Source organism: Pseudomonas sp. WPR_5_2 (genome assembly GCF_003634475.1).
Classification (GTDB): domain Bacteria; phylum Pseudomonadota; class Gammaproteobacteria; order Pseudomonadales; family Pseudomonadaceae; genus Aquipseudomonas; species Aquipseudomonas izuensis.
This window is the reverse complement of the sequence record NZ_RBLA01000001.1, coordinates 995,825-1,014,632: the sequence shown is the minus strand read 5'-3', so window position 1 is coordinate 1,014,632 and position 18,808 is coordinate 995,825. Positions and strand designations below refer to the sequence as shown.

Sequence of the window (18,808 nt, the reverse complement as noted above, 5' to 3'; positions counted from 1 at the left end):
CAGTCCGGTGTGGGGAGGGCGCCCCTATGCCTGGAAGAATCGGTCAGGACGGCATGGACCAAGGTCAGAAGAGGCCTTGTCGTCGATGATCTCTTCACTGGCAAGACGGCCCACGATTGCCGCCAGCGTGACTCCCGGATGCATTGCGCACACATACACGCCGCCGATATCGGGTAGATAGCCGATGATGGGGGTGCCATCGACAGGCATGGGTCTGAGTCCGACGCAGGCCAATTCCGGTTCAATGGAAATGAACCCATGGAGTTCGCTCCGGATGGTTCTGGCGGTTCGTAGCGCTATTGCTGCTGGACGGTTTTCCAATGCGTCGTCCAGGTAATCTTCCGCCGCCAGCAACGTACCCTCCGCACTTTGCCTCACTTCCATTTCAGGGCTGGAGATGAGGGTACGCACAAGATCAGGTTGTGACGGGTAGCGGATGAAGATAGCCGGAGAGGCCTCTATGGGCAGGGACACGTTTAGCGTCTCCGTCAACCTGGAAATGCCGGTCCCGGCTGCCAATACGACAGTGTCGGCCTCGATGATGCCCTTCGCGGTTTCGACGCCGGTCACCTTTGTGTTCTGAGTGGTAAAACCGAGAACCCGAGTCTGTGTGAGCACCTTCGCCCCATGAACCCGGGCACCTGCGATCAAGGCATGGGTGGCTTGCACCGCGTCAAGCGCGCCTTCTTCGGCTGCATACACAGCATGTTCAGGGGGATTCTTGAGGTTTGGCTCAAGGCCGAGAATTTCAGGACGGGATACCCGGGTTAGCGAAGACTGATTACCTGAGGCTTGCAGCACTCCCTCCAGGTTCGTGCTGTAAGACAGGGCGCCTGTCCATCGTACCTTCACGTCAGGCAGCTCCGTTTCCAGTCGGCGGTACTCATTGATGGCTGCACCGCGTAATGACGCGATGGGATCGGGCCCACTGTGCGAGGTGTTGATCCAGGCGAATGAGGTTCCAGTCACGCCGGACGCAATACCTTCAGCCTCGACCACGGTGACATTCGCGCCTTTAGACGCCAGGTGATACGCCAGGGAGGCGCCGACTATGCCTGCTCCAATCACTATGACTCGTTTGTCTACGACATTCGCCATATCAACCTCCCTATTGTCGATTCGGCTGCCATTGTGAGTATTTTGGGAGACCTTCCCCCTCCAGCCACGCTACGTCATGCTCTGTCCAGATGTGATATTCGGGTCTGGAGCCAGGTTCCTCGTCCAACGTAGCTACGCGCACGATCATTGCGCTTGAGCCGTCGCGCTCAGCTGCAAGGTGCGATCCGCAGTGGGAGCAGAAGTGTCGGGTCTTCCCGGGAGATGACTCGAAAGCCCTCAATGCGTCTTGGCCTTGAGTCCATCTGAAATGCTTTCTGAGCACGCCAGCCGTGGAGACGTAGGCAGCGGCATGGGTCTTGCGGCAGGTGATGCAATGACAATGGCTGATAGGCATATCGATGCTGTCGATCTCATAACCCACGGCCCCACAAGCGCAGCTTCCTTTCATTCATCCTCCAATGTCGTCACGGTGCGAACATGATGGTCGCCATCGTAAACCGATCCAGGCAGTGGCTGGAACGCTGCGTGGAACCTGTCCCTGCGACATCATGCTTTGGATAACTGATCTCGCTGCTGAATCAGATTTTGCTGACACACCACTCGTGGCGAGGGAGCTTGCTCCCGTTGGACTGCGCAGCAGGCCCCTTCATTTTAAGCAGAGAGTCGGGTAGCAGACCAAGCATCGCCACTCAAAAAACGCCTGGCGTGTGAACCAGGACTAACCATTAGCCGTTGGGCGCAAGCAGATCCAGTGGGGCGGGGTGTGATAACTACAGCTCGCTTCACTCCAACAGCGAAGCTTTCTTGAGCAGGTCGTAAAGCCCTTCAGGTACTAGCGGTGATTCAGCGGTGAAGCTGGAACTGGAGCACCACGTCGCCCTGAACAATGCCCCGTCGCTTTCATGGCCTTGCAGCCAGGGTTTCTCATAGGCGTCTGCGTCGTCAAACCTTGCATCGTAGACCTGGACGATCTCGTGTCCCGGCTTGCCCGCGTAGGTGAAAATACTTTCCAGAGTGCCAATCAGTCGAACGTCGCTGATCGAAAGGCCCAATTCTTCCTGAACTTCCCGGACGATGGCATCGACACTCCTTTCGCCGAATTCAATGCCGCCGCCAATGGGGCGAAAGAGCGTGCGCTTTTCGACGGCATCGGTGAATCGGTTGACCAGTATTTTTCCGTGGTGGTGAAAGATGCACAGAGCGAGGGGGCGTATGCGGTGTTCAGGCACGAGTAAAATTCCCTTTTGACGTGAGGGCGCAGAGGGTACTGCATACCACCCGTCGTTGGGGCCAGTCGCGAGAAAATGGATTAGGATTCTCCGAGACCGTAATGGAACCCCACCACTCAAGGACGCGACATTTATGGAAACTCCCTTTTCTCAAATCAGCGAGCGTTTGCACAACCGCCGATTCACGGTAGCGGGCAATGCCCAGGGGCTGTCCGGTGCGGGCACAGTCTTTCATTACAAGGTCGAGCAAGATGCCATTTCGGGCACTTACCAGGGCGGGCGGATCCGCATCGGCAATCAAGTCGGGCGGGTGACGGGCCCCGATACCATTGAGCTGCTTTTTCAGTGTTTGACGACGGAGGGTGAGATTCTTTCCGGTTGGTCGCGTGGCACGGTGGGCGTTGATAACGCGGGACGTACCACGCTGAGCTTCGTATGGGGGTGGCTGTCGGGTGCGACTGGCGGAGGGGAGTCGAGCTACGTTGAGCTTGTCGCTTAGCGTTGATCGTTGCGCGAACATCTTTCAGGAGAAAAAACAGGGCATGTGTATCGCTGTGTATCCGAACCCCCTGTACGGAGACTCGCTTACAAATGCCCCTCGATCCGGATACATCCGGGATACACGGTTGCAGTCAAATAGCCCTGCCTCAGCGAGAAAGCAAACGCACTCGCACCACGGCTTATCGCCCTTGTGGCATGACCCTTAGCGGCCTGGCCGCACACTGTATCCGGAGTAATAACCATGTCCCGTATGTCGAACAAATCCCGTATTGGCCTGATCGCAGTTGCACTGGCCGGCAGCTTGAACCTCGCTTCGTCGGCCTTCGCTGCTGACGCACTGCCACAAGGCTACCAACTGGCCGCGGCGGAAAAGACCAGTGAAGGCAAGTGTGGCGAAGGCAAGTGCGGTGCCAGCGAAACCGGCGCCAAGGTCACCAAGGCCGGTGAAGGCAAATGCGGTGAAGGCAAATGCGGCGACGCTTCCTTCGCCCGTACCGACACCGACCACGACGGCCGAGTTTCCCTGAAAGAACTGCTGGCCGTGGCCCCACAGGGCGGTGAAGAATTCAAGGCGATGGACACCAACGGCGACGGCTTCCTCTCCGAAGGCGAGGTCTACAAGTTCCGCACCAACCAGTACATCTCCAACGGCAAGAAAGTACCGACCGAACTGTTCACCAAAATGAGCAAAGCCCAGGGCTGATGGTGCTGAGTGAATCCAACCTCCCCAGGTTCGAAACCGGGGAGGTTTTTTTATGCCTGCACAAATACCCGATCAGTCGAAAGCACGGCGGTAGGCAAAAATCCCGGGTAGCCCACCCGTCATTACAAACAGCAGGTTGCTGCCCGACGGGTAGTCACCCCGGCGCACGGCGGCGAGCAAACCGGCAAACGCCTTGCCGCCATAGACCGGATCGGTGAGCAGGCCTTCATGGGATGCCAGCAGGCGCACGGCCTCGAGCATGGCTTCGGTCGGTGCGCCGTAGGCTTCGCCGCGTTGGCTGCCATCCACCTTGATCGCGTTTTCGGCCAGCGGAGTGGAGCAGGTGAGGAGCTGCAGCACCTGCCGGGTTTTTTCCAGGGTCAACGTCGACGCTTGTTCTTCGGTTGCCAATACCGAGTAGCCGGTGATTTTCGTGGATGACCGGGCCAGCGTGACGCCAGCCAGCAATCCCGAATGAGTGCCGGCGCTGCCGTTGGGAACGATGATTTGGTCGAACTGGATGTCGAGGGCATCCGCCTGGCGCAGGATCTCGGCGGCACAGGCGGCATAGCCGAGGCTGCCCCGGGGGCTGGAGCCGCCCAAGGGCATGACGAAGGGTTTTTTGCCTTGGCGTTTGAGTTTTTCGAGCAACTCGGCGGCGTAGGCATCCGGTGCGGCGCCGGCGGCCAGCCGATGAATTTTTGCGCCAAACAGGGCGTCCAGTACCACGTTGCCGTTATGGCAGAAGTCCTCGTCGGTACGTACGGCCGAGGGGGTCAGAATCAGTTCGCAAGCCAGGCCCTGGCGCGCCGCGACGGCAGCGGTCAGTCGTGCATGGTTGGATTGCAGGCCGCCCCAGGTCACCAGGGTGTCGGCGCCCTCGGCCAGTGCTTCGCCGAGGAGGAATTCCAGTTTGCGCAGCTTGTTGCCGCCACCGCCGAGACCGGTCAGGTCATCGCGTTTGACGTAGAGGTTGCAGCCGTTCAGTTCGGGCAACTGGCTCAATCGCGACAGCTTTTGGATCGGTGTCCGGCCTTCGAGCAAGGTCGCCCGGGGGTAGGCGGCGAGAGCGGCATCGAGGAGGGTCAAGTCGTGGGGCATGAAGGAGCACTCTTGGCGTGAGGGGACGGAGTGGATCGATCACTGTAAGAAGCCGTGGTTTGAAGATATACCGTCCTCCCGGAATTACTCTTGATACACCGTGTATCAAATGTCCCCAATCCCTTGTGGGAGCGAGCCTGCTCGCGAAGAGGCCGGTACATCATCACATTCTCTGTGGTTGGAATACCGTCTTCGCGAGCGGGCTCGCTCCCACGAGGGATTAGATACAGTTCTACATATCCAATTTACAGATAACACTTGTCTATTTAATTCGTTTCTTTAGATATCACGCTCGCGCGTAGAGTCAGCCCAACTGAAAAACAGAAGGGATGGACAGCGTGAAGAACTATGCCGATCGTAATCTTCCCTATTGGCGCCGAAACCTGGCCGTTTGCGTGTTTGGCTCATTCACCACGCTGGTGAGCCTGAGCATGCTGCTGCCGTTCCTGCCGCTTTACGTGCAACAACTGGGCGTCACGGCTCAGGCCGACGTGGTGCAGTGGTCGGCGGTGGCCTTCGGTGCGACGTTTTTTGGTACAGCGATTACCGCGCCGTTGTGGGGCCGGCTGGCTGATCGTTACGGTCGCAAGCCGATGCTGATCCGCGCGGCCATCGGCATGGCGATTGTGATGTCGCTGATCGGGCTGGCGCGGGACGTCACCGACCTGGTGGTGCTGCGCCTGGTCGCCGGGCTGATTGGTGGTTACGCCTCGGCGTCCATTGTGATGATTGGTTCCCAGGTGCCGCGGGAGAAAGCGGGTTGGGCGCTGGGCATACTCTCGACCGGCGCCTTGTCCGGCAATTTGATCGGGCCGCTGGTGGGTGGGTTTTTGCCGCAACTGGTCGGGATTCGCGGCACTTTTTTTGTCGGTGGCGCGATGATCGCCGTGGCGGCGATCACCACGATTGTGCTGATTCGCGAAGATTTCGAGCGCGGGGTGGACGGGGCGCGGCGCGACAAAAAAACTCAAGGGGAGGGTGCGGGTTCACGCTGGCCGATCATTGCTGCGTTGCTGATGACAGCGATGATGGTGCTGCTGGCCAACATGTCGATTGAGCCGATCATCACCGTCTATATCGGTCACTTGGGCGTGGCCCTCGACGATCAGGCGCGGATAGCCGGGGTGGTGATGGCCTGTTCGGCACTGGGAAGCATATTGACCGCCGCCAGACTGGGGGCGCTGGCTGATCGTGTCGGCAGTTGGAACGTGATCATCGGTTGCCTGGTGTTGACCGGTATCGTCATGGTGCCTCAGGCCTTCGTCACGCAATGGTGGCAACTGGCGGTGTTACGCGGCTTGATGGGCATGACCATCGCCGGGCTCTTGCCCGCGATTGCCAAGTTGATCCGGCAGTCGGTGGAAGAACACAACACCGGGAAAATCCTGGGCTACCTGCAATCGGCGCAGTTTTCCGGGCAGGTAATCGGGCCGCTGATCGGTGGCCAGATCGGCGCGCATTTCGGTTTGCACCACGTGTTCCTGGTGACCGGTGCGTTGCTGATGCTGTGTGCCGGCATCAACGGCTGGGTGAAGCGCCGGTTTTTCACTGTAACGCTGTCATGTAGGAGCGTTACAGGGTAGCGGCGGGCAGGGCAGAGACGGCATCAAGCCTTACGCTGTGCAGAAATGTGGCCAGCGCGCTGGAGAAATAGCCGTCGATGCGCCGCACGAACACTGTCTCCACTTCCGCCAGTTCCGGCGCAAGCTCATGCACCGCCACCAAGCCCTCGCGGGCAGCGATGGCCACGACGCCCCGGGGCAACAGCGTGACCCCGACCCCCGCCGATACACAGGCAATGATGGCTTCGATCGAGCCGAATTCCAGCGGCTCGGGGGCGACGATACCGAGGCTGGTCAACAGTGTGTCGAGGCGTTGGCGGTAGGAGCAGCCGATGCGAAACACCACGGTCTTCAGATTCTCGACCGCAGCGACATCATCCAGGCTGCGCAACGCAGGCGAGGTGACCAGCACCAGCTCTTCGCGAAACGCCTCTTCGCTGTGCAGGTCCGGGTGATTGACCGGTCCCGCGACGAACGCGCCTTCGAGCTTACAGTCGATGACACCCTGGATCAGGCTGCACGTGGTGCCGGTGCGCACCACCGGGCGAACCTCGGGGTAAGCCTTGGCGAACTGGGCGATCAGACGTGGCAGGCGCAGGGCCAAGGTGGTTTCCAGCGTACCGATCTCCAGCACGCCTTTGGGATGGCCGTCATCCCGGGCGGCGCTGGAGGCATCGAGCAGCAATTTCGAGAGCCGTGCGGCGAAGGGCAGGATGCGGCGGCCGGCGGGTGTCACCTGCACACCCTTGGCGCTGCGTTGAAACAGCGTTACCCCAAGTTCGTCTTCCAGCGAGCGAATCCGCGCCGAAACGTTCGACTGGACAGTGTTCAGCTCGCTGGCGGCCTTGTTCATGCTGCCGTGGCGCGCGACGGCATCCACCACCTTCAGATCCGCTACATCCATCGAACTCACCTATCTCTAAAAGTAATAACTGATGCTCAGGCTAAAGCTTCATTGAGATTAGTGTCAGAGGGTCGGGAAGGCAAGCAAGAAGGGGATGCTGATTCACCAAAAGCGATCAACTGAATCACAAATGATCATTTTACATGATCAATAGCCGGGCATAGGTTGAAGGGGCACAGATACCGCAGCCAGTGGCGGATCGAGTCTTCGAGTCTGAGGCTGTGGAACAACAATAACGTCACCACTGCAACACGGAGTCAACGTGAACCATGCAACCGAATCAGCCAGAATTCGCAATCATCCCCGTTACAAGGAGCTGGTCTCGCGGCAGCGACGATTCGTCGCCGGCCTTACCGCCGCCACCCTTGTCCCGTACTTCACGTTCATCCTCGTCGCCGCTTTCGCCCCCCACCTGCTAGCGACGAAGCTTTCCGCCACCAGCATCATCAACATCGGCTGGCCGCTGGGCCTGGTGTTTATCGTCGGCGCCTGGTTGTTCACCGGGCTGTACATCCTGCGGGCCAACGGCGAGTTCGATGAGCTGACCGCACACATCCGCGCGGGGGCGATCGTATGAAACGCCTCCTGCGAAACCTCATCCTTCCTGTTCTGCTGAGCACATTGGCGGCGCGTGCCATGGCCGGCGACGTGCTGCAGAGCGTCGAAAAGCAACCGATCAACATCACCGCGATCAGCATGTTCCTGGTCTTTGTCGTAACGACCCTCGGCATCACCTGGTGGGCCGCCTCCAAGACCAAATCCATGGACGATTTCTACAACGCCGGCGGTGGCATCACCGGCTTCCAGAACGGCCTGGCGCTGGCCGGTGACTACATGTCGGCGGCGGCGCTGCTGGGCGTCACCAGCATGATCTTCTTTAACGGTTTCGATGGCGTGCTGTACTCGATCAGTTTCTTCGTCGCCTGGCCGTTGCTGTTGTTCCTGTTCGCCGAGCGCATCCGCAATCTGGGGCGCATCACCCTGTCCGACATTGCGTCTTTTCGCCTCGATCAAAACCGAATCCGCACCATGACGGCCTTCGGCTCGCTGACGGTGGTGTGCTTTTACCTGGTGGTGCAGATGGTCGGTGCCGGGCAACTGATCCAGCTGTTGTTCGGCCTGCCTTACAACTACGCGGTCGTCGCCGTCGGTTTGTTGATGGCGGTCTACGTCACCTTTGGCGGCATGGTCGCCACCACTTGGGTGCAGATCATCAAGGCCGGTTTGCTGCTGTTGGGCGGAACCTTGCTGGCGTTCCTGGCGCTGAGCAAGTTCGGCTTTTCCTTCGACCTGTTGTTCGAGAAAGCCGTGGCCGCGCACCACGATGGCGAGAAAATCCTGCTGCCGAGCAAACTGGTGGCCGACCCGCTGTCGCTGATCTCGTTGTCACTGGGCCTGGTGTTCGGCACGGCGGGATTGCCGCACATTCTCATGCGCTTCTTTACCGTGCCGGACGCTAAACAGGCGCGCAAATCGGTATTCGTCGCCACGGGCTTCATCGGCTTCTTCTACTTGATCGTCGCCGTGCTGGGCCTGGCCGCCATCGTGATCGTCGGGCAGGATCCGGCCTTCTACGAGTCGGGCAATCTGGCCGGCAAGCTCATCGGCGGCGGCAACATGCCGGTGATGCACCTGGCCAAGGCCGTGGGCGGCGATCTGCTGCTCGGCTTCATCTCCGCCGTGGCGTTCGCGACGATTCTGGCGGTGGTGTCCGGGCTGACCATGGCCGGCACCTCGGCGATTTCCCATGACCTGTACGTGATGGTGGTCAAGAAGGGCAAAGCCGATGCCCGGGACGAGCGCCGAGTCTCGCGGATCGCCTCGGTGGGCATCGGCATCGTCGCCGTGGTGCTGGGGATCCTGTTCAAGGATCAGAACATCGCCTTTCTGGTGGCGCTGACCTTCGGCGTGGCAGCTTCGGTCAATTTCCCGGTCCTCGTGCTCTCGATGTACTGGAAGGGGCTGACCACCCGTGGTGCATTGATCGGCGGTGTCGCCGGCCTGATCAGCGCGGTCGGCCTGGTGATTCTCTCGCCTGCGGTCTGGGTCAAGGTGCTGGGCAACACCGACGCAATCTTCCCCTACGACTACCCGGCGATCATCTCGATGAACGTGGCGTTCTTCTTCACCTGGCTGGGCTCGGTCACCGACCGCAGCCACAGTGCAGGGCTTGAGCGCGAGCGTTTCGACGACCAGTTGATCCGTGCCCGGACAGGGCTCGGGGCGGCGCAGGCCGTCAATCACTAAGACCTTCGCTCCCAATTTTTTTGCGACCTCTGCAAAAGGAGTCAGCCATGCAACTAAGAGACAATGGCCTGAGATTTTCACCCATCACCATCGCATTGCACTGGGTCGTGGCGTTTTTGCTGCTGGCAATTTTCATCCTTCAAGTGTTGATCGGCCACGCGTCCAGTGCGGCACTGCAACAGGAACTTGGCAGGGTGCAAAACCTGCTGGGCCTGATGCTGTTCCTCGTTTCGATTTATCGATTCTGGGCGCGGATCAGCGCTTACCATCCGCTGCCGGTGGGCACTCCCAACCCCATCGAAGTGATCATCAGCCGCTCGGTGGCGGTGTCGCTGGCCTTGGCGATGGTGCTGTTGCCCATTGCGGTGTGGGCATCGCGCGCTGCGGCCGGGGACGTGGTGGAGCTGCCCGGCGGTTGGTGGATTCCAGGCCTGCTGCCCGCCAATGAGGCGTTGAAGCAGGTGGTCGATGGGCTGTTCGATATCGGCGCCACGGCGTTTCTCGCCGGGCTGGCGCTGCACATCTTCGGCGCGGTCAAGAATCACTTTCTCCTGAAGAACAACACGCTCAAGCGGATGCTTGGCAAACATGTGGAGCTGTGAGTCATGAGCGAATTCGATTTTGCGGGTAACGCCGTCACCCGGCTCTGCGGCGTGAAGTACCCGATTTTTCTCGGCGGCATGGCGGCGATTTCCGGTCCGCAACTGGTCGGGGCCGTGGCCAATGCCGGGGGCATGGGCGTGATTGGCGGCTTGCGTTTGCCGCCCTTGGCCTTGCGTCGCTGGATTCGGGAAACCCGTGCGCTGACCGACAGGCCTTTCGGCGTGAATCTGGTGCCGCAGTTCGGCGGCCCGGATGTCTTCGAAGCGCAGTTCCAGGTGATCCTCAAGGAGAAGCCCAAACTGCTGTCGCTGTTTTATGCCGAGAAGTATTCCGCCGACATGATCCCCCGGGCAAAAGACGCCGGGATGGTGGTCATGGTGCAGGCGGGGTCGGTGGAGCTGGCCCACATTGCCATCGCCCAGGGTGCCGACATCATCATCGCCCAAGGCAGTGAAAGTGGCGGTCACCTCAATCGCGGCACCATTGGCATCATGCCGTTGTTGACCTCGATCCTCGGTGTTTGCGAGGGACGGCCGGTGCTGGCTGCCGGTGGTATTACCCATGGCGACGATGTTCGGGCGCTGATGTCGCTCGGTGCCTCGGGGGTGGTGGTGGGCACGGCGTTCATTGCCACCGATGAGTCCAACGCGCATCCGCTGTACAAGCAGAAGATCGTCGAGGCGACCACCGATGACACCGAGTACCGCACCGGCTATTCCTTCGGCTGGACCTACGGCACACCGCACCGGGTGATCCCCAACCGGGACAAGTGGAACCTGCTGCGCTTCATCGGTGGCGGCGCCCGGGCCATCGACAAGCCGCGGATGGCTGAAAAGCTGTCGCTGTATGCGGGGCAGGGCGTCGGCAAGATTCACAGTGTGGTGCCGGCCGCCGAGCGGGTGGCGGAGCTTGCTCGAGGCCTTTCGATAGCACCGGGTCGGTTGGAGATTGGCGTCACCGACTATGCCGCGACGGGGCGAATTCTGAACGAGCAACGAAGAACGCTCGGCTGGCAATAATCCCCTGTGGGAGCGAGCCTGCTCGCGAAGACGGTGGCACAGTCAACCTCGATGTCGACTGACCCGGCGCTTTCGCGAGCAGGCTCGCTCCCACAGCTTTGATCTTCAGTGAGCGCGAATTCTGCGGCCAACAGAGATCCCCTGTGGGAGCGAGCCTGCTCGCGAAGACGGCGGCACAATCAACATCAATGTCGACTGAGCCGGCGCTTTCGCGAGCAGGCTCGCTCCTACAGTTTTGATCTTCACTGAACGCGAATTCTGCGACCAACAGAGATCCCCTGTGGGAGCGAGCCGCTCGCGAAGACGGCGGCACAATCAACATCGATGTTGACTGACCCGGCGCTTTCGCGAGCAGGCTCGCTCCTACAGTTTTGATCTTCAGTGAACGCGAATTCTGCGACCAACAGAGATCCCCTGTGGGAGCGAGCCTGCTCGCGAAGACGGCGGCACAATCAACATCAATGTTGACTGACCCGGCGCTTTCGCGAGCAGGCTCGCTCCCACAGTTTTGATCTTCAGTGAGCGCGAATTCTGCGGCCAACAGAGATCCCCTGTGGGAGCGAGCCTGCTCGCGAAGACGGCGGCACAATCAACATCGATGTTGACTGACCCGGCGCTTTCGCGAGCAGGCTCGCTCCTACAGTTTTGATCTTCAGTGAACGCGAATTCTGCGACCAACAGAGATCCCCTGTGGGAGCGAGCCTGCTCGCGAAGACGGTGGAACAGTCAACATCAATGTCGACTGACCCGGCGCTTTCGCGAGCAGGCTCGCTCCCACAGTTTTGATCTTCAGTGAACGCGAATTCTGCGACCAACAGAGATCCCCTGTGGGAGCGAGCCGCTCGCGAAGACGGCGGCACAATCAACATCGATGTTGACTGACCCGGCGCTTTCGCGAGCAGGCTCGCTCCCACAGGTTTGATCTTCAGTGAACGCGAATTCTGCGACCGACAGAGATCCCCTGTGGGAGCGAGCCTGCTCGCGAAGACGGTGGAACAGTCAACATCGATGTCGACTGCCCCGACGCTATCGCAAGCAGGCTCGCTCCCACAGTGGTTATCGGTGTTACTCAAACCGTCGCCGGTCGCGCAATCTGCTGTTGCGCCAAACCAATGAACGCACTCATCGCCGAGGTGATCATCGAGTCGTTGCGGCGGATGAACACGGTGGAGACGTTGGCGAACTCCGGCGGTAGTGTGTGCCAGCGAATCCCGTGGCGCACACTGCAGTTTTCCGCAATGGCCTTGGGCAGCAAGGTCACGCCCATACCCGCCGCGACACACGACAGGATGCCGTCCAGAGTGCCCAGCTCCATGATCTGGTTAGGCACCAACCCCACCTGATAGAACCAGTTTTCCAGGGTCGAGCGATAGAAGCAGCCCGTGCGGAACACCAGCACCGTCTGCTGGGGCATTTTTTCCATCAGCGCGGGCAGGGAATCGAACTGGTTACTACTCACCAACACCAGCTCTTCGCTAAACACCTCTTCCTGGGTCAGCGCCGAGTTCTGGTGGAAGCCACCCACGAAGGCACCGTCGAGCCGGTGCGCTTCAATCGCCTTGATCAGCTCCACCGTAGTGCCGGTCAGCAACGACAACTGCACGTCAGGATATTGCTCGCGGTACTTGGTCAATACCTGCGGCAAGCGTATGGCCGCGGTGGTCTCCATCGAGCCCAGCCGCAATAGGCCCGTCGGGCTGCCGGTGTCCATCAAGGCGCTGCGGCTTTCTTCGGTCAACTGCAGGATGCGTCGCGCATAACCGAGGAACGTCTCGCCCGCCGACGTCAGCACCACCCCCGACTTCTTGCGGATAAACAACTCGCGATTGAGTTCCGCTTCCAGCTCTTTCACGCGCATGGTCACGTTGGACTGCACCGTATTCACCTGCAACGCCGCGGCGGTGAAGCTGCCCAGCTCGGCCACGGCGCAGAAAATCTTCAGTTGGCGCATTTCCATGATCGTCACCATCCATCATAAAAAGTGATTATGGGTATATTTAACGATCACTTTACGACCAGCGACAACGATTAGTAAAGTGACCGAAACCGGATAATGAGCGCCGTTCGATCCATGACACTGACTTCGAAAATTGACCACGTCTTCGCCGGTGGCCTGGGGGTATTGCAGCCCGAGGGGCAATGCACGGGCATCTTCAAGCGGCGTCACGAAGGTCCCGTCCGCGTAGAGCTGCACGGGATCGTCGGTGACCAGCACGGCGACACCCGGGTACACGGCGGTCCGGAAAAAGCCGTGCATCAATACGCGGCGCAGAACTACGCGCGCCTGGCCCAGGCTTTTGCCCACAGCGCCCCGCAACTGGTGGCGGGCAGCCTGGGGGAGAACATTTCCGCGTTCGGTCTCTGTGAATGCAACGTGCACATCGGTGATGTGTTCCAGGTCGGCAGCAGCGTGTTGCAGGTGTCCCAGCCGCGCAGCCCGTGCTGGAAGATCAACCACCGTTTTGATGCCGAGCACCTGTCAATGTTCGTTGCCAGGGAGCGCATCACCGGTTGGTATTACCGCGTTCTTCAGCCGGGCTTCCTGCAAGCGGGGGACGGGATCGAACTGCTGGAACGGCATACCGAGCATTTTTCCATCGACCGGTTCTGGCAGGTGCAGCTGTCGCACCGGCCGGTGATCGATGATCTGCTGGCGCTGGCGACCACCCGAGGCCTGGCCGAGGACTGGAAGCGGCGATTGTCCGAGCGGGCGAAGTATCTGCAAAAGCGCGTCGCAAGCGGATCCTGATTCTGCTTGCGGGTATCAATCGAAACGGCGACCTGGCTGTTCTATCCCTGTAGGAGCTGGCTTGCCAGCGAGGCGGCCTGACAGCCGACCTGTCTTTTGTTGACTGAGTACATATCCATTCCTGCGGTAACGGCCACTTAGGGTTTCGCCCTTACGGCGAGTCACTTGGAAAAGCCCCAAGTAACCAAGGGCTCTTGCCCCTTTCGTTCGGTGCCTCGCTGTGGCTCGGCATGCCCTTGCTCCGGTCCTGCTCCGTGGGCCCGCCGCGATCGGCCATCCTTGGCCGTGCGCGGCTAACCCGGCATCCATGCCGGGTTGCCCACTGCGCAGAACCTCCACTCGGCCTCACGAGGGGGCGAACACCGCGAAAAGCCAAAGCGAGGCGGCCTGACAGCCGACCTGAATGCTGTTGATCGAGTACATATCCAATCCTGCGGCGACGGCCACTGACGGTTCCGCCCTGACAGTCTGTAGGAGCGATGCTTGGTCTGGGCGGCGTTCCGATGAAAAACGTTCGGAAAACGCGGTACACGCCCGGATGATGGGGCGGGAACTTCAAGGGGCTCGCCAGGTCGATTGGAGCCCCGAGCACTGTGTTCTGTTTTTCGGCAGTGCTGTGCGAGATCAGTCGAGTCCGTCCCTGATGCCAACCAAACGTTTTTTACCGGGTTTGATCCTGGTGTGCTGTGCCGTTGCGCCGTTTTGTTCGGTTGCTGCCGAGCGAACCGCTGCTGCTCAAAGCAACAGTGCATCAACCACGCTGATCGAAACCGCCTCGCGCCAGTATGAAAATGGCCAGTTGGACCAAGCCGCTGCCACGCTGGAGCGGGCCCTGCATATCCAGCCGAACAATCCCGCGACGCTGCATTACCTCGGTGTATTGCGTCTTCAACAGGGGCAGTACCAGCAGGCTGAAACCCTGGCGGCGCGCTCGAACATGCGGGTTGGTCGCAACGTTGCGTTACGCAACCGCAACTTCCAATTGATTCAGGCGGCGCAGCAGGCCCAATCCACGGGTACCCCACCCAGCGCCAAAGAGGATCTGGTCGCCGTACGCCAGGGGGTGGAAATGGAGACCCAAAGGCGCAACGAAGCAGAAATGGACGTGGCAGAACAAACCACTGCGGACAACGGGCGCGACGTTGGCAACTTCACTCACGTAAAGGCAGACCGGCTATCGGACTCACCGACCATTGGCAGGCTTCCCACAGGAAACTTGCGAATGGCTTCCGACGAGCCAGAGCCTGCATACGATGAGGTCAGGATTCCCCGCGGCCATTTACCGCCTCCGGGTCGATGCCGAATCTGGTTTCCTGACCGCCCGCCGGGGCATCAGCCCGCACCCGGCAAATGCAAGAAACTGCGACATCGGGTTCCGGCAGGGGCCTACCTGGTGCACGGGTGAACGACGCTCGACAAAAAGCGCCTCTGCCTGGCGCAAATCTGATGGATCGCATTGAGTGCTGCGATAACTGAGTGTGACCATCGCTTGTCTGTATTTCCCCGCGCGGGTTCCCCACCGTGCACGGTGCAAAATAGCATTCACCATTTATGATCCATAAGATCATTAATCATCATTTTACATGATTATAAGGCTGGCCTACCTTGGCCCTGCCAGCCGCATCCACATCCCGCCTGGCACTCTCCCGAAAACAAAAAGAGATGGCTCTTATCCACCAGCAGGGGACACCCGCCATGAGCAACCAGCCAGCAGAGATCGCACACTACATTCACGGCCGCGTGACGCCGGGCATTTCCGGCCGTGGGCAGAACGTTACCAACCCGGCCACCGGTGCGGTCACCGCCAAGGTGGCCCTGGCCAATGCCTCTGAAGTCGACGCGGCGGTGCAAGCGGCAGCGGCCGCCTTCCCGGCCTGGTCGGCGACGCCGCCACTGCGCCGTGCGCGCATCCTGTTCAAGTTCCTGGCGTTGCTCAACGAGCATCGCGACACGCTGGCGCAGATGATCACCCGCGAGCACGGCAAGGTGTTCACCGACGCCCAGGGTGAAGTGACCCGCGGTATCGAGGTGGTGGAGTTCGCCTGCGGCATCCCGCAGTTGCTCAAGGGCGACTACACCGAGCAGGTCTCGACCAACATCGACAACTGGACCCTGCGCCAGGCCCTGGGGGTCGTGGCCGGCATCACGCCGTTCAACTTCCCGGTGATGGTGCCGATGTGGATGTTCCCGGTGGCGATCGCCTGCGGTAATACCTTCGTGCTCAAGCCCAGTCCGATCGATCCTTCGCCCTCGCTGCTGATCGCCGAACTGTTCAAGGAAGCCGGATTGCCGGACGGTGTGTTCAACGTGGTGCAGGGCGACAAAGAAGCGGTGGATGCGCTGCTCGATCATCCGCAAGTCCAGGCCGTGAGCTTTGTCGGCTCGACGCCGATTGCTAATTACATCTACGAGACCGGGGCCCGCCACGGCAAACGCGTGCAGGCCTTGGGCGGGGCGAAGAACCACATGGTGGTGATGCCCGACGCCGACATCGATCAGGTGGTCGATGCACTGATCGGCGCAGCCTTTGGTTCTGCCGGCGAGCGTTGCATGGCGATTTCGGTGGCGGTGTTCGTCGGTGATGTCGCCGACAAGGTCATGCCGAAACTGGTGGAGCGTACCCGTACGCTGAAAATCCTCGAGGGCATGAACCTGGCCGCCGAAATGGGGCCGATCGTTTCGCAAGTGGCGCATCAGCGCATCACCGGCTACATCGAGCAAGGCATCGCCGAGGGTGCCGAGCTGCTGGTCGACGGACGCGGCTTTGACGGTTCAGAGGCCGGTGCCAACTGTGCCGGGGGTTTCTGGCTCGGTGGCACGGTGTTCGATCACGTCACCCCGGAAATGAAGATCTATAAAGAGGAAATCTTCGGTCCGGTGCTGGCGTGCATGCGGGTGAAGGATTTTGCCGAGGCAGTCGATCTGGTCAACGCCCACGAGTTCGGCAACGGCACCGCGTGCTACACCCGTGACGGTCACATCGCCCGTGAGTTCGCCAGCCGCATCCAGGTGGGCATGGTCGGCATCAACGTGCCGATTCCGGTGCCCATGGCGTGGCACGGTTTCGGTGGCTGGAAGCGCTCGCTGTTCGGTGACATGCACGCGTATGGCGAAGAAGGCGTGCGCTTCTATACCAAGCAGAAGTCGATCATGCAGCGCTGGCCGAACAGCATTGCCAAGGGCGCTGAATTTGCCATGCCGACGTCCAAGTAATCACTGAGTTTTTCGGGTGGGAGGGCGTGTTGGCGCGGGCTGGCACGTTGTCCGTTTTCCCGGGGGGGCGACTCCATGCTCCTCATTTTTTCGCATGACATTCAGGTGTTCTCATGTCCAACCCTTTGTTGTCCCTTTTAGACATTGAACTGCCCATCATCCAGGCGCCCATGGTGGGCGTCTCCACCCCCAGGCTCGCGGCCGCGGTGTCCAACGCCGGCGGGCTCGGCTCCATCGGCATCGGGGCGAGCAACGTCGAACAGGCGCGGGCCATGTTGCGTGAGACCGCGACGCTGACGGACAAGCCGTTCAATGTGAACCTGTTCTGCCACGCGCCTGCGGTGCAAGACAGTGTGCGTGAAGCGCAGTGGCTGAGTTTCCTCGCGCCGTTTTTCGCCGAGTTCGACGCCACTGCGCCGACCTCGCTGCGTGAGATCTACACCTCGTTCGTCGAGGACGTCGGCATGCTGCACATGCTGCTGGAAGAAAAGCCCGCGGTGGTCAGCTTCCATTTCGGCTTGCCAGCGCAACCGGCCATCGATGCACTCAAGGACGCCGGTATCGTCCTGCTGTGTTCCGTGACCAACCTGGCCGAAGCGCAGCAGGCGGAGCAGGCTGGCGTGCATGCGCTGGTGGCGCAGGGGTACGAAGCCGGGGGACATCGCGGGGTGTTCGATCCGCAGCAGGACAGCGAGATGGGCACCCTTGGCCTGGTGCGTGTGCTGACCGAAGCGTCCCGACTGCCGGTGATCGCGGCGGGCGGCATCATGGATGGCGCCGGCATCAAGGCCGTCATGCAGCTGGGCGCCAGCGCCGCGCAGTTGGGTACGGCATTCATTCTGTGTCCCGAATCCTCCGCCAATGCGGTTTATCGGGAAGCCCTGAAAGGCCCGCGTGCTCATCAAACCAGGGTCACCAGCGTCATCTCCGGCCGACCTGCCCGGGGCATGGTCAATCGTAACTTCACCAGCCTTGAGGCCAATGCCCCGGCGCTGCCGGACTATCCCATCGCCTACGACGCCAACAAGGCGCTCAATGCCGCCGCAGCGGCCAGGGCCAACAGCGACTTCGCCGTGCAGTGGGCCGGGCAGGGCGCGCCACTGGTACGGTCCATGCCGGCAGCGGCAATGGTAAATGTGCTGGCCGCCGAAATGAAGGCCTGACACCCTCGCAGGGGGGGACGCCGGGCGAAACCGCCTTGCACGCCAAGGGCGACCAATCAGGCCCTTGTATCTGAACGTATCTCCCTCGCCGACAGCGACTTGCGCATACAAAAACAGTCCCTGCGCGACACGAACGCGATACATGACGACCGCGTAATGGCGTAGCCCCACAACGGCATCCCGCGCTTTTTACCCGGCGCTCATTGGAGAACTGCGATGTCCCGAAATAACCAGACCAACGCCACCCGCCTGCTTGGCGTCGCCTTCGTCACGGCCGCGTTGACCGCTTTTGCCGGCCTGTCCCAGGCCCAGGAAACCCAACCATCCGCCGATGCTGGCCAAGCCCCTGCCAAGAGCTGGCAGACAGGCATCAAGCGCACCGACCTGGTCCATCGCGACCTTGATGTAGAGGGGCGCGAAGTCATTCAGGTGCGCGTCGATTTCGATCCGGGCGTGGTGTCGCCCAAACATGCCCATCCTGGTGTTGAAGTGGCTTACGTAATCGAAGGGACGTTCGAGTACGAACTCGAAGGGCAGCCGAACGTTGTACTCAATGCCGGCGAATCCCTGTACATCCCGGCAGGCACCGTGCATGTCGCGAAGAATATCGGCAAGGGCAAGGCCTCGGAACTGGCGACCTACGTCGTCAAGAAAGACACGCCGCTGCTTATCCTCAAGCAGTAGCAGGCCGCCGTCCCGCCCAGTTCGACTGCGAACCTGTGGGAGCGAGCCTGCTCGCGAAAAACGCCCGGACA

General features: G+C 60.6%; 18 protein-coding genes. 12 read left to right on the top strand and 6 right to left on the bottom strand.

Features of this window, described 5'->3' with window-relative positions:
- Positions 1-24: 24 nt before the first annotated feature.
- The 3 genes from BJ917_RS04515 to BJ917_RS04505 form a co-directional block, all read right to left on the bottom strand.
- Positions 25-1,098, bottom strand: coding sequence for an FAD-binding oxidoreductase (locus BJ917_RS04515; protein WP_121102229.1), 1,074 nt, complete (start codon positions 1,096-1,098; stop codon positions 25-27).
- A gap of 10 nt (positions 1,099-1,108) precedes the next feature.
- A complete protein-coding gene (locus tag BJ917_RS04510; protein WP_121102227.1) occupies positions 1,109-1,507 on the bottom strand; it encodes a GFA family protein in 399 nt (132 codons plus the stop codon).
- A gap of 334 nt (positions 1,508-1,841) precedes the next feature.
- The gene (locus BJ917_RS04505; protein ID WP_096510659.1) at positions 1,842-2,288 is read right to left on the bottom strand and encodes an NUDIX hydrolase; all 447 of its coding nucleotides are present in this window, start codon (positions 2,286-2,288) and stop codon (positions 1,842-1,844) included.
- 133 nt (positions 2,289-2,421) lie between these two features.
- Here BJ917_RS04505 and BJ917_RS04500 point away from each other — a divergent pair, with 133 nt between their 5' ends.
- Together BJ917_RS04500 and BJ917_RS04495 are read left to right on the top strand one after the other, a co-directional pair.
- Complete coding sequence (locus BJ917_RS04500) at positions 2,422-2,787, top strand: hypothetical protein (RefSeq protein WP_121102225.1); 366 nt, start codon at positions 2,422-2,424, stop codon at positions 2,785-2,787.
- 243 nt (positions 2,788-3,030) lie between these two features.
- Positions 3,031-3,492, top strand: coding sequence for a hypothetical protein (locus BJ917_RS04495; RefSeq protein ID WP_096510662.1), 462 nt, complete (start codon positions 3,031-3,033; stop codon positions 3,490-3,492).
- 72 nt (positions 3,493-3,564) lie between these two features.
- Here BJ917_RS04495 and BJ917_RS04490 read toward each other — a convergent pair whose 3' ends face one another.
- A complete protein-coding gene (locus BJ917_RS04490; protein WP_121102223.1) occupies positions 3,565-4,593 on the bottom strand; it encodes a D-cysteine desulfhydrase family protein in 1,029 nt (342 codons plus the stop codon).
- A gap of 338 nt (positions 4,594-4,931) precedes the next feature.
- Here BJ917_RS04490 and BJ917_RS04485 point away from each other — a divergent pair, with 338 nt between their 5' ends.
- Entirely contained in the window at positions 4,932-6,176 is a 1,245-nt protein-coding gene (locus tag BJ917_RS04485; protein ID WP_256658499.1) for an MFS transporter, read from the top strand.
- Here the strand turns inward: BJ917_RS04485 and BJ917_RS04480 are convergent.
- On the bottom strand, positions 6,166-7,059 hold the full coding sequence (locus BJ917_RS04480; protein WP_121102219.1) for a LysR family transcriptional regulator: 894 nt from the start codon (positions 7,057-7,059) through the stop codon (positions 6,166-6,168). The genes BJ917_RS04485 and BJ917_RS04480 overlap by 11 nt on opposite strands.
- A gap of 262 nt (positions 7,060-7,321) precedes the next feature.
- On the opposite strand from BJ917_RS04480, the gene BJ917_RS04475 reads away from it, so the two are divergent.
- The 4 genes from BJ917_RS04475 to BJ917_RS04460 are packed head-to-tail and all read left to right on the top strand — an operon-like array spanning position 7,322 to position 10,928.
- A complete protein-coding gene (locus tag BJ917_RS04475; RefSeq protein ID WP_096510670.1) occupies positions 7,322-7,636 on the top strand; it encodes a DUF485 domain-containing protein in 315 nt (104 codons plus the stop codon).
- Positions 7,633-9,306, top strand: coding sequence for a cation acetate symporter (locus tag BJ917_RS04470; RefSeq protein ID WP_096510672.1), 1,674 nt, complete (start codon positions 7,633-7,635; stop codon positions 9,304-9,306). The genes BJ917_RS04475 and BJ917_RS04470 overlap by 4 nt, the downstream gene beginning before the upstream one ends.
- Positions 9,307-9,353: 47 nt before the next feature.
- Positions 9,354-9,908: a cytochrome b gene (locus BJ917_RS04465; protein WP_121102217.1), complete on the top strand. Its 555-nt coding sequence runs from the start codon at positions 9,354-9,356 to the stop codon at positions 9,906-9,908.
- A gap of 3 nt (positions 9,909-9,911) precedes the next feature.
- On the top strand, positions 9,912-10,928 hold the full coding sequence (locus tag BJ917_RS04460; RefSeq protein ID WP_121102215.1) for a nitronate monooxygenase family protein: 1,017 nt from the start codon (positions 9,912-9,914) through the stop codon (positions 10,926-10,928).
- Positions 10,929-11,997: 1,069 nt separating this feature from the next.
- On the opposite strand, the gene BJ917_RS04450 is transcribed toward BJ917_RS04460, so the two are convergent.
- The gene (locus tag BJ917_RS04450) at positions 11,998-12,885 is read right to left on the bottom strand and encodes a LysR family transcriptional regulator (protein WP_096510678.1); all 888 of its coding nucleotides are present in this window, start codon (positions 12,883-12,885) and stop codon (positions 11,998-12,000) included.
- A gap of 96 nt (positions 12,886-12,981) precedes the next feature.
- On the opposite strand from BJ917_RS04450, the gene BJ917_RS04445 reads away from it, so the two are divergent.
- The 5 genes from BJ917_RS04445 to BJ917_RS04425 all read left to right on the top strand — a co-directional run bounded on the left by BJ917_RS04445 (position 12,982) and on the right by BJ917_RS04425 (position 18,737).
- Positions 12,982-13,677 (top strand): MOSC domain-containing protein, encoded by a 696-nt coding sequence (locus BJ917_RS04445; protein ID WP_256658498.1) that lies wholly within the window; start codon positions 12,982-12,984, stop codon positions 13,675-13,677.
- Positions 13,678-14,320: 643 nt separating this feature from the next.
- The gene (locus tag BJ917_RS04440) at positions 14,321-15,082 is read left to right on the top strand and encodes a tetratricopeptide repeat protein (RefSeq protein WP_096515349.1); all 762 of its coding nucleotides are present in this window, start codon (positions 14,321-14,323) and stop codon (positions 15,080-15,082) included.
- Positions 15,083-15,372: 290 nt separating this feature from the next.
- Positions 15,373-16,890 (top strand): CoA-acylating methylmalonate-semialdehyde dehydrogenase, encoded by a 1,518-nt coding sequence (locus BJ917_RS04435; protein WP_121102211.1) that lies wholly within the window; start codon positions 15,373-15,375, stop codon positions 16,888-16,890.
- 113 nt (positions 16,891-17,003) lie between these two features.
- On the top strand, positions 17,004-18,053 hold the full coding sequence (locus BJ917_RS04430) for a nitronate monooxygenase family protein (RefSeq protein WP_121102209.1): 1,050 nt from the start codon (positions 17,004-17,006) through the stop codon (positions 18,051-18,053).
- Positions 18,054-18,269: 216 nt separating this feature from the next.
- Complete coding sequence (locus BJ917_RS04425) at positions 18,270-18,737, top strand: cupin domain-containing protein (RefSeq protein ID WP_121102207.1); 468 nt, start codon at positions 18,270-18,272, stop codon at positions 18,735-18,737.
- Positions 18,738-18,808 lie beyond the last annotated feature (71 nt).

What these genes read in the sequence shown, in the direction of transcription:
- BJ917_RS04515 (WP_121102229.1), bottom strand. Translation starts at nt 1,098, where the DNA reads ATGGCGAATGTCGTAGACAAACGAGTCATAGTGATTGGAGCAGGCATA.
- BJ917_RS04510 (WP_121102227.1), bottom strand. Translation starts at nt 1,507, where the DNA reads ATGAAAGGAAGCTGCGCTTGTGGGGCCGTGGGTTATGAGATCGACAGC.
- BJ917_RS04500 (WP_121102225.1), top strand. Translation starts at nt 2,422, where the DNA reads ATGGAAACTCCCTTTTCTCAAATCAGCGAGCGTTTGCACAACCGCCGA.
- BJ917_RS04495 (WP_096510662.1), top strand. Translation starts at nt 3,031, where the DNA reads ATGTCCCGTATGTCGAACAAATCCCGTATTGGCCTGATCGCAGTTGCA.
- BJ917_RS04490 (WP_121102223.1), bottom strand. Translation starts at nt 4,593, where the DNA reads ATGCCCCACGACTTGACCCTCCTCGATGCCGCTCTCGCCGCCTACCCC.
- BJ917_RS04480 (WP_121102219.1), bottom strand. Translation starts at nt 7,059, where the DNA reads ATGGATGTAGCGGATCTGAAGGTGGTGGATGCCGTCGCGCGCCACGGC.
- BJ917_RS04470 (WP_096510672.1), top strand. Translation starts at nt 7,633, where the DNA reads ATGAAACGCCTCCTGCGAAACCTCATCCTTCCTGTTCTGCTGAGCACA.
- BJ917_RS04465 (WP_121102217.1), top strand. Translation starts at nt 9,354, where the DNA reads ATGCAACTAAGAGACAATGGCCTGAGATTTTCACCCATCACCATCGCA.
- BJ917_RS04460 (WP_121102215.1), top strand. Translation starts at nt 9,912, where the DNA reads ATGAGCGAATTCGATTTTGCGGGTAACGCCGTCACCCGGCTCTGCGGC.
- BJ917_RS04450 (WP_096510678.1), bottom strand. Translation starts at nt 12,885, where the DNA reads ATGGAAATGCGCCAACTGAAGATTTTCTGCGCCGTGGCCGAGCTGGGC.
- BJ917_RS04445 (WP_256658498.1), top strand. Translation starts at nt 12,982, where the DNA reads ATGAGCGCCGTTCGATCCATGACACTGACTTCGAAAATTGACCACGTC.
- BJ917_RS04440 (WP_096515349.1), top strand. Translation starts at nt 14,321, where the DNA reads ATGCCAACCAAACGTTTTTTACCGGGTTTGATCCTGGTGTGCTGTGCC.
- BJ917_RS04435 (WP_121102211.1), top strand. Translation starts at nt 15,373, where the DNA reads ATGAGCAACCAGCCAGCAGAGATCGCACACTACATTCACGGCCGCGTG.
- BJ917_RS04430 (WP_121102209.1), top strand. Translation starts at nt 17,004, where the DNA reads ATGTCCAACCCTTTGTTGTCCCTTTTAGACATTGAACTGCCCATCATC.
- BJ917_RS04425 (WP_121102207.1), top strand. Translation starts at nt 18,270, where the DNA reads ATGTCCCGAAATAACCAGACCAACGCCACCCGCCTGCTTGGCGTCGCC.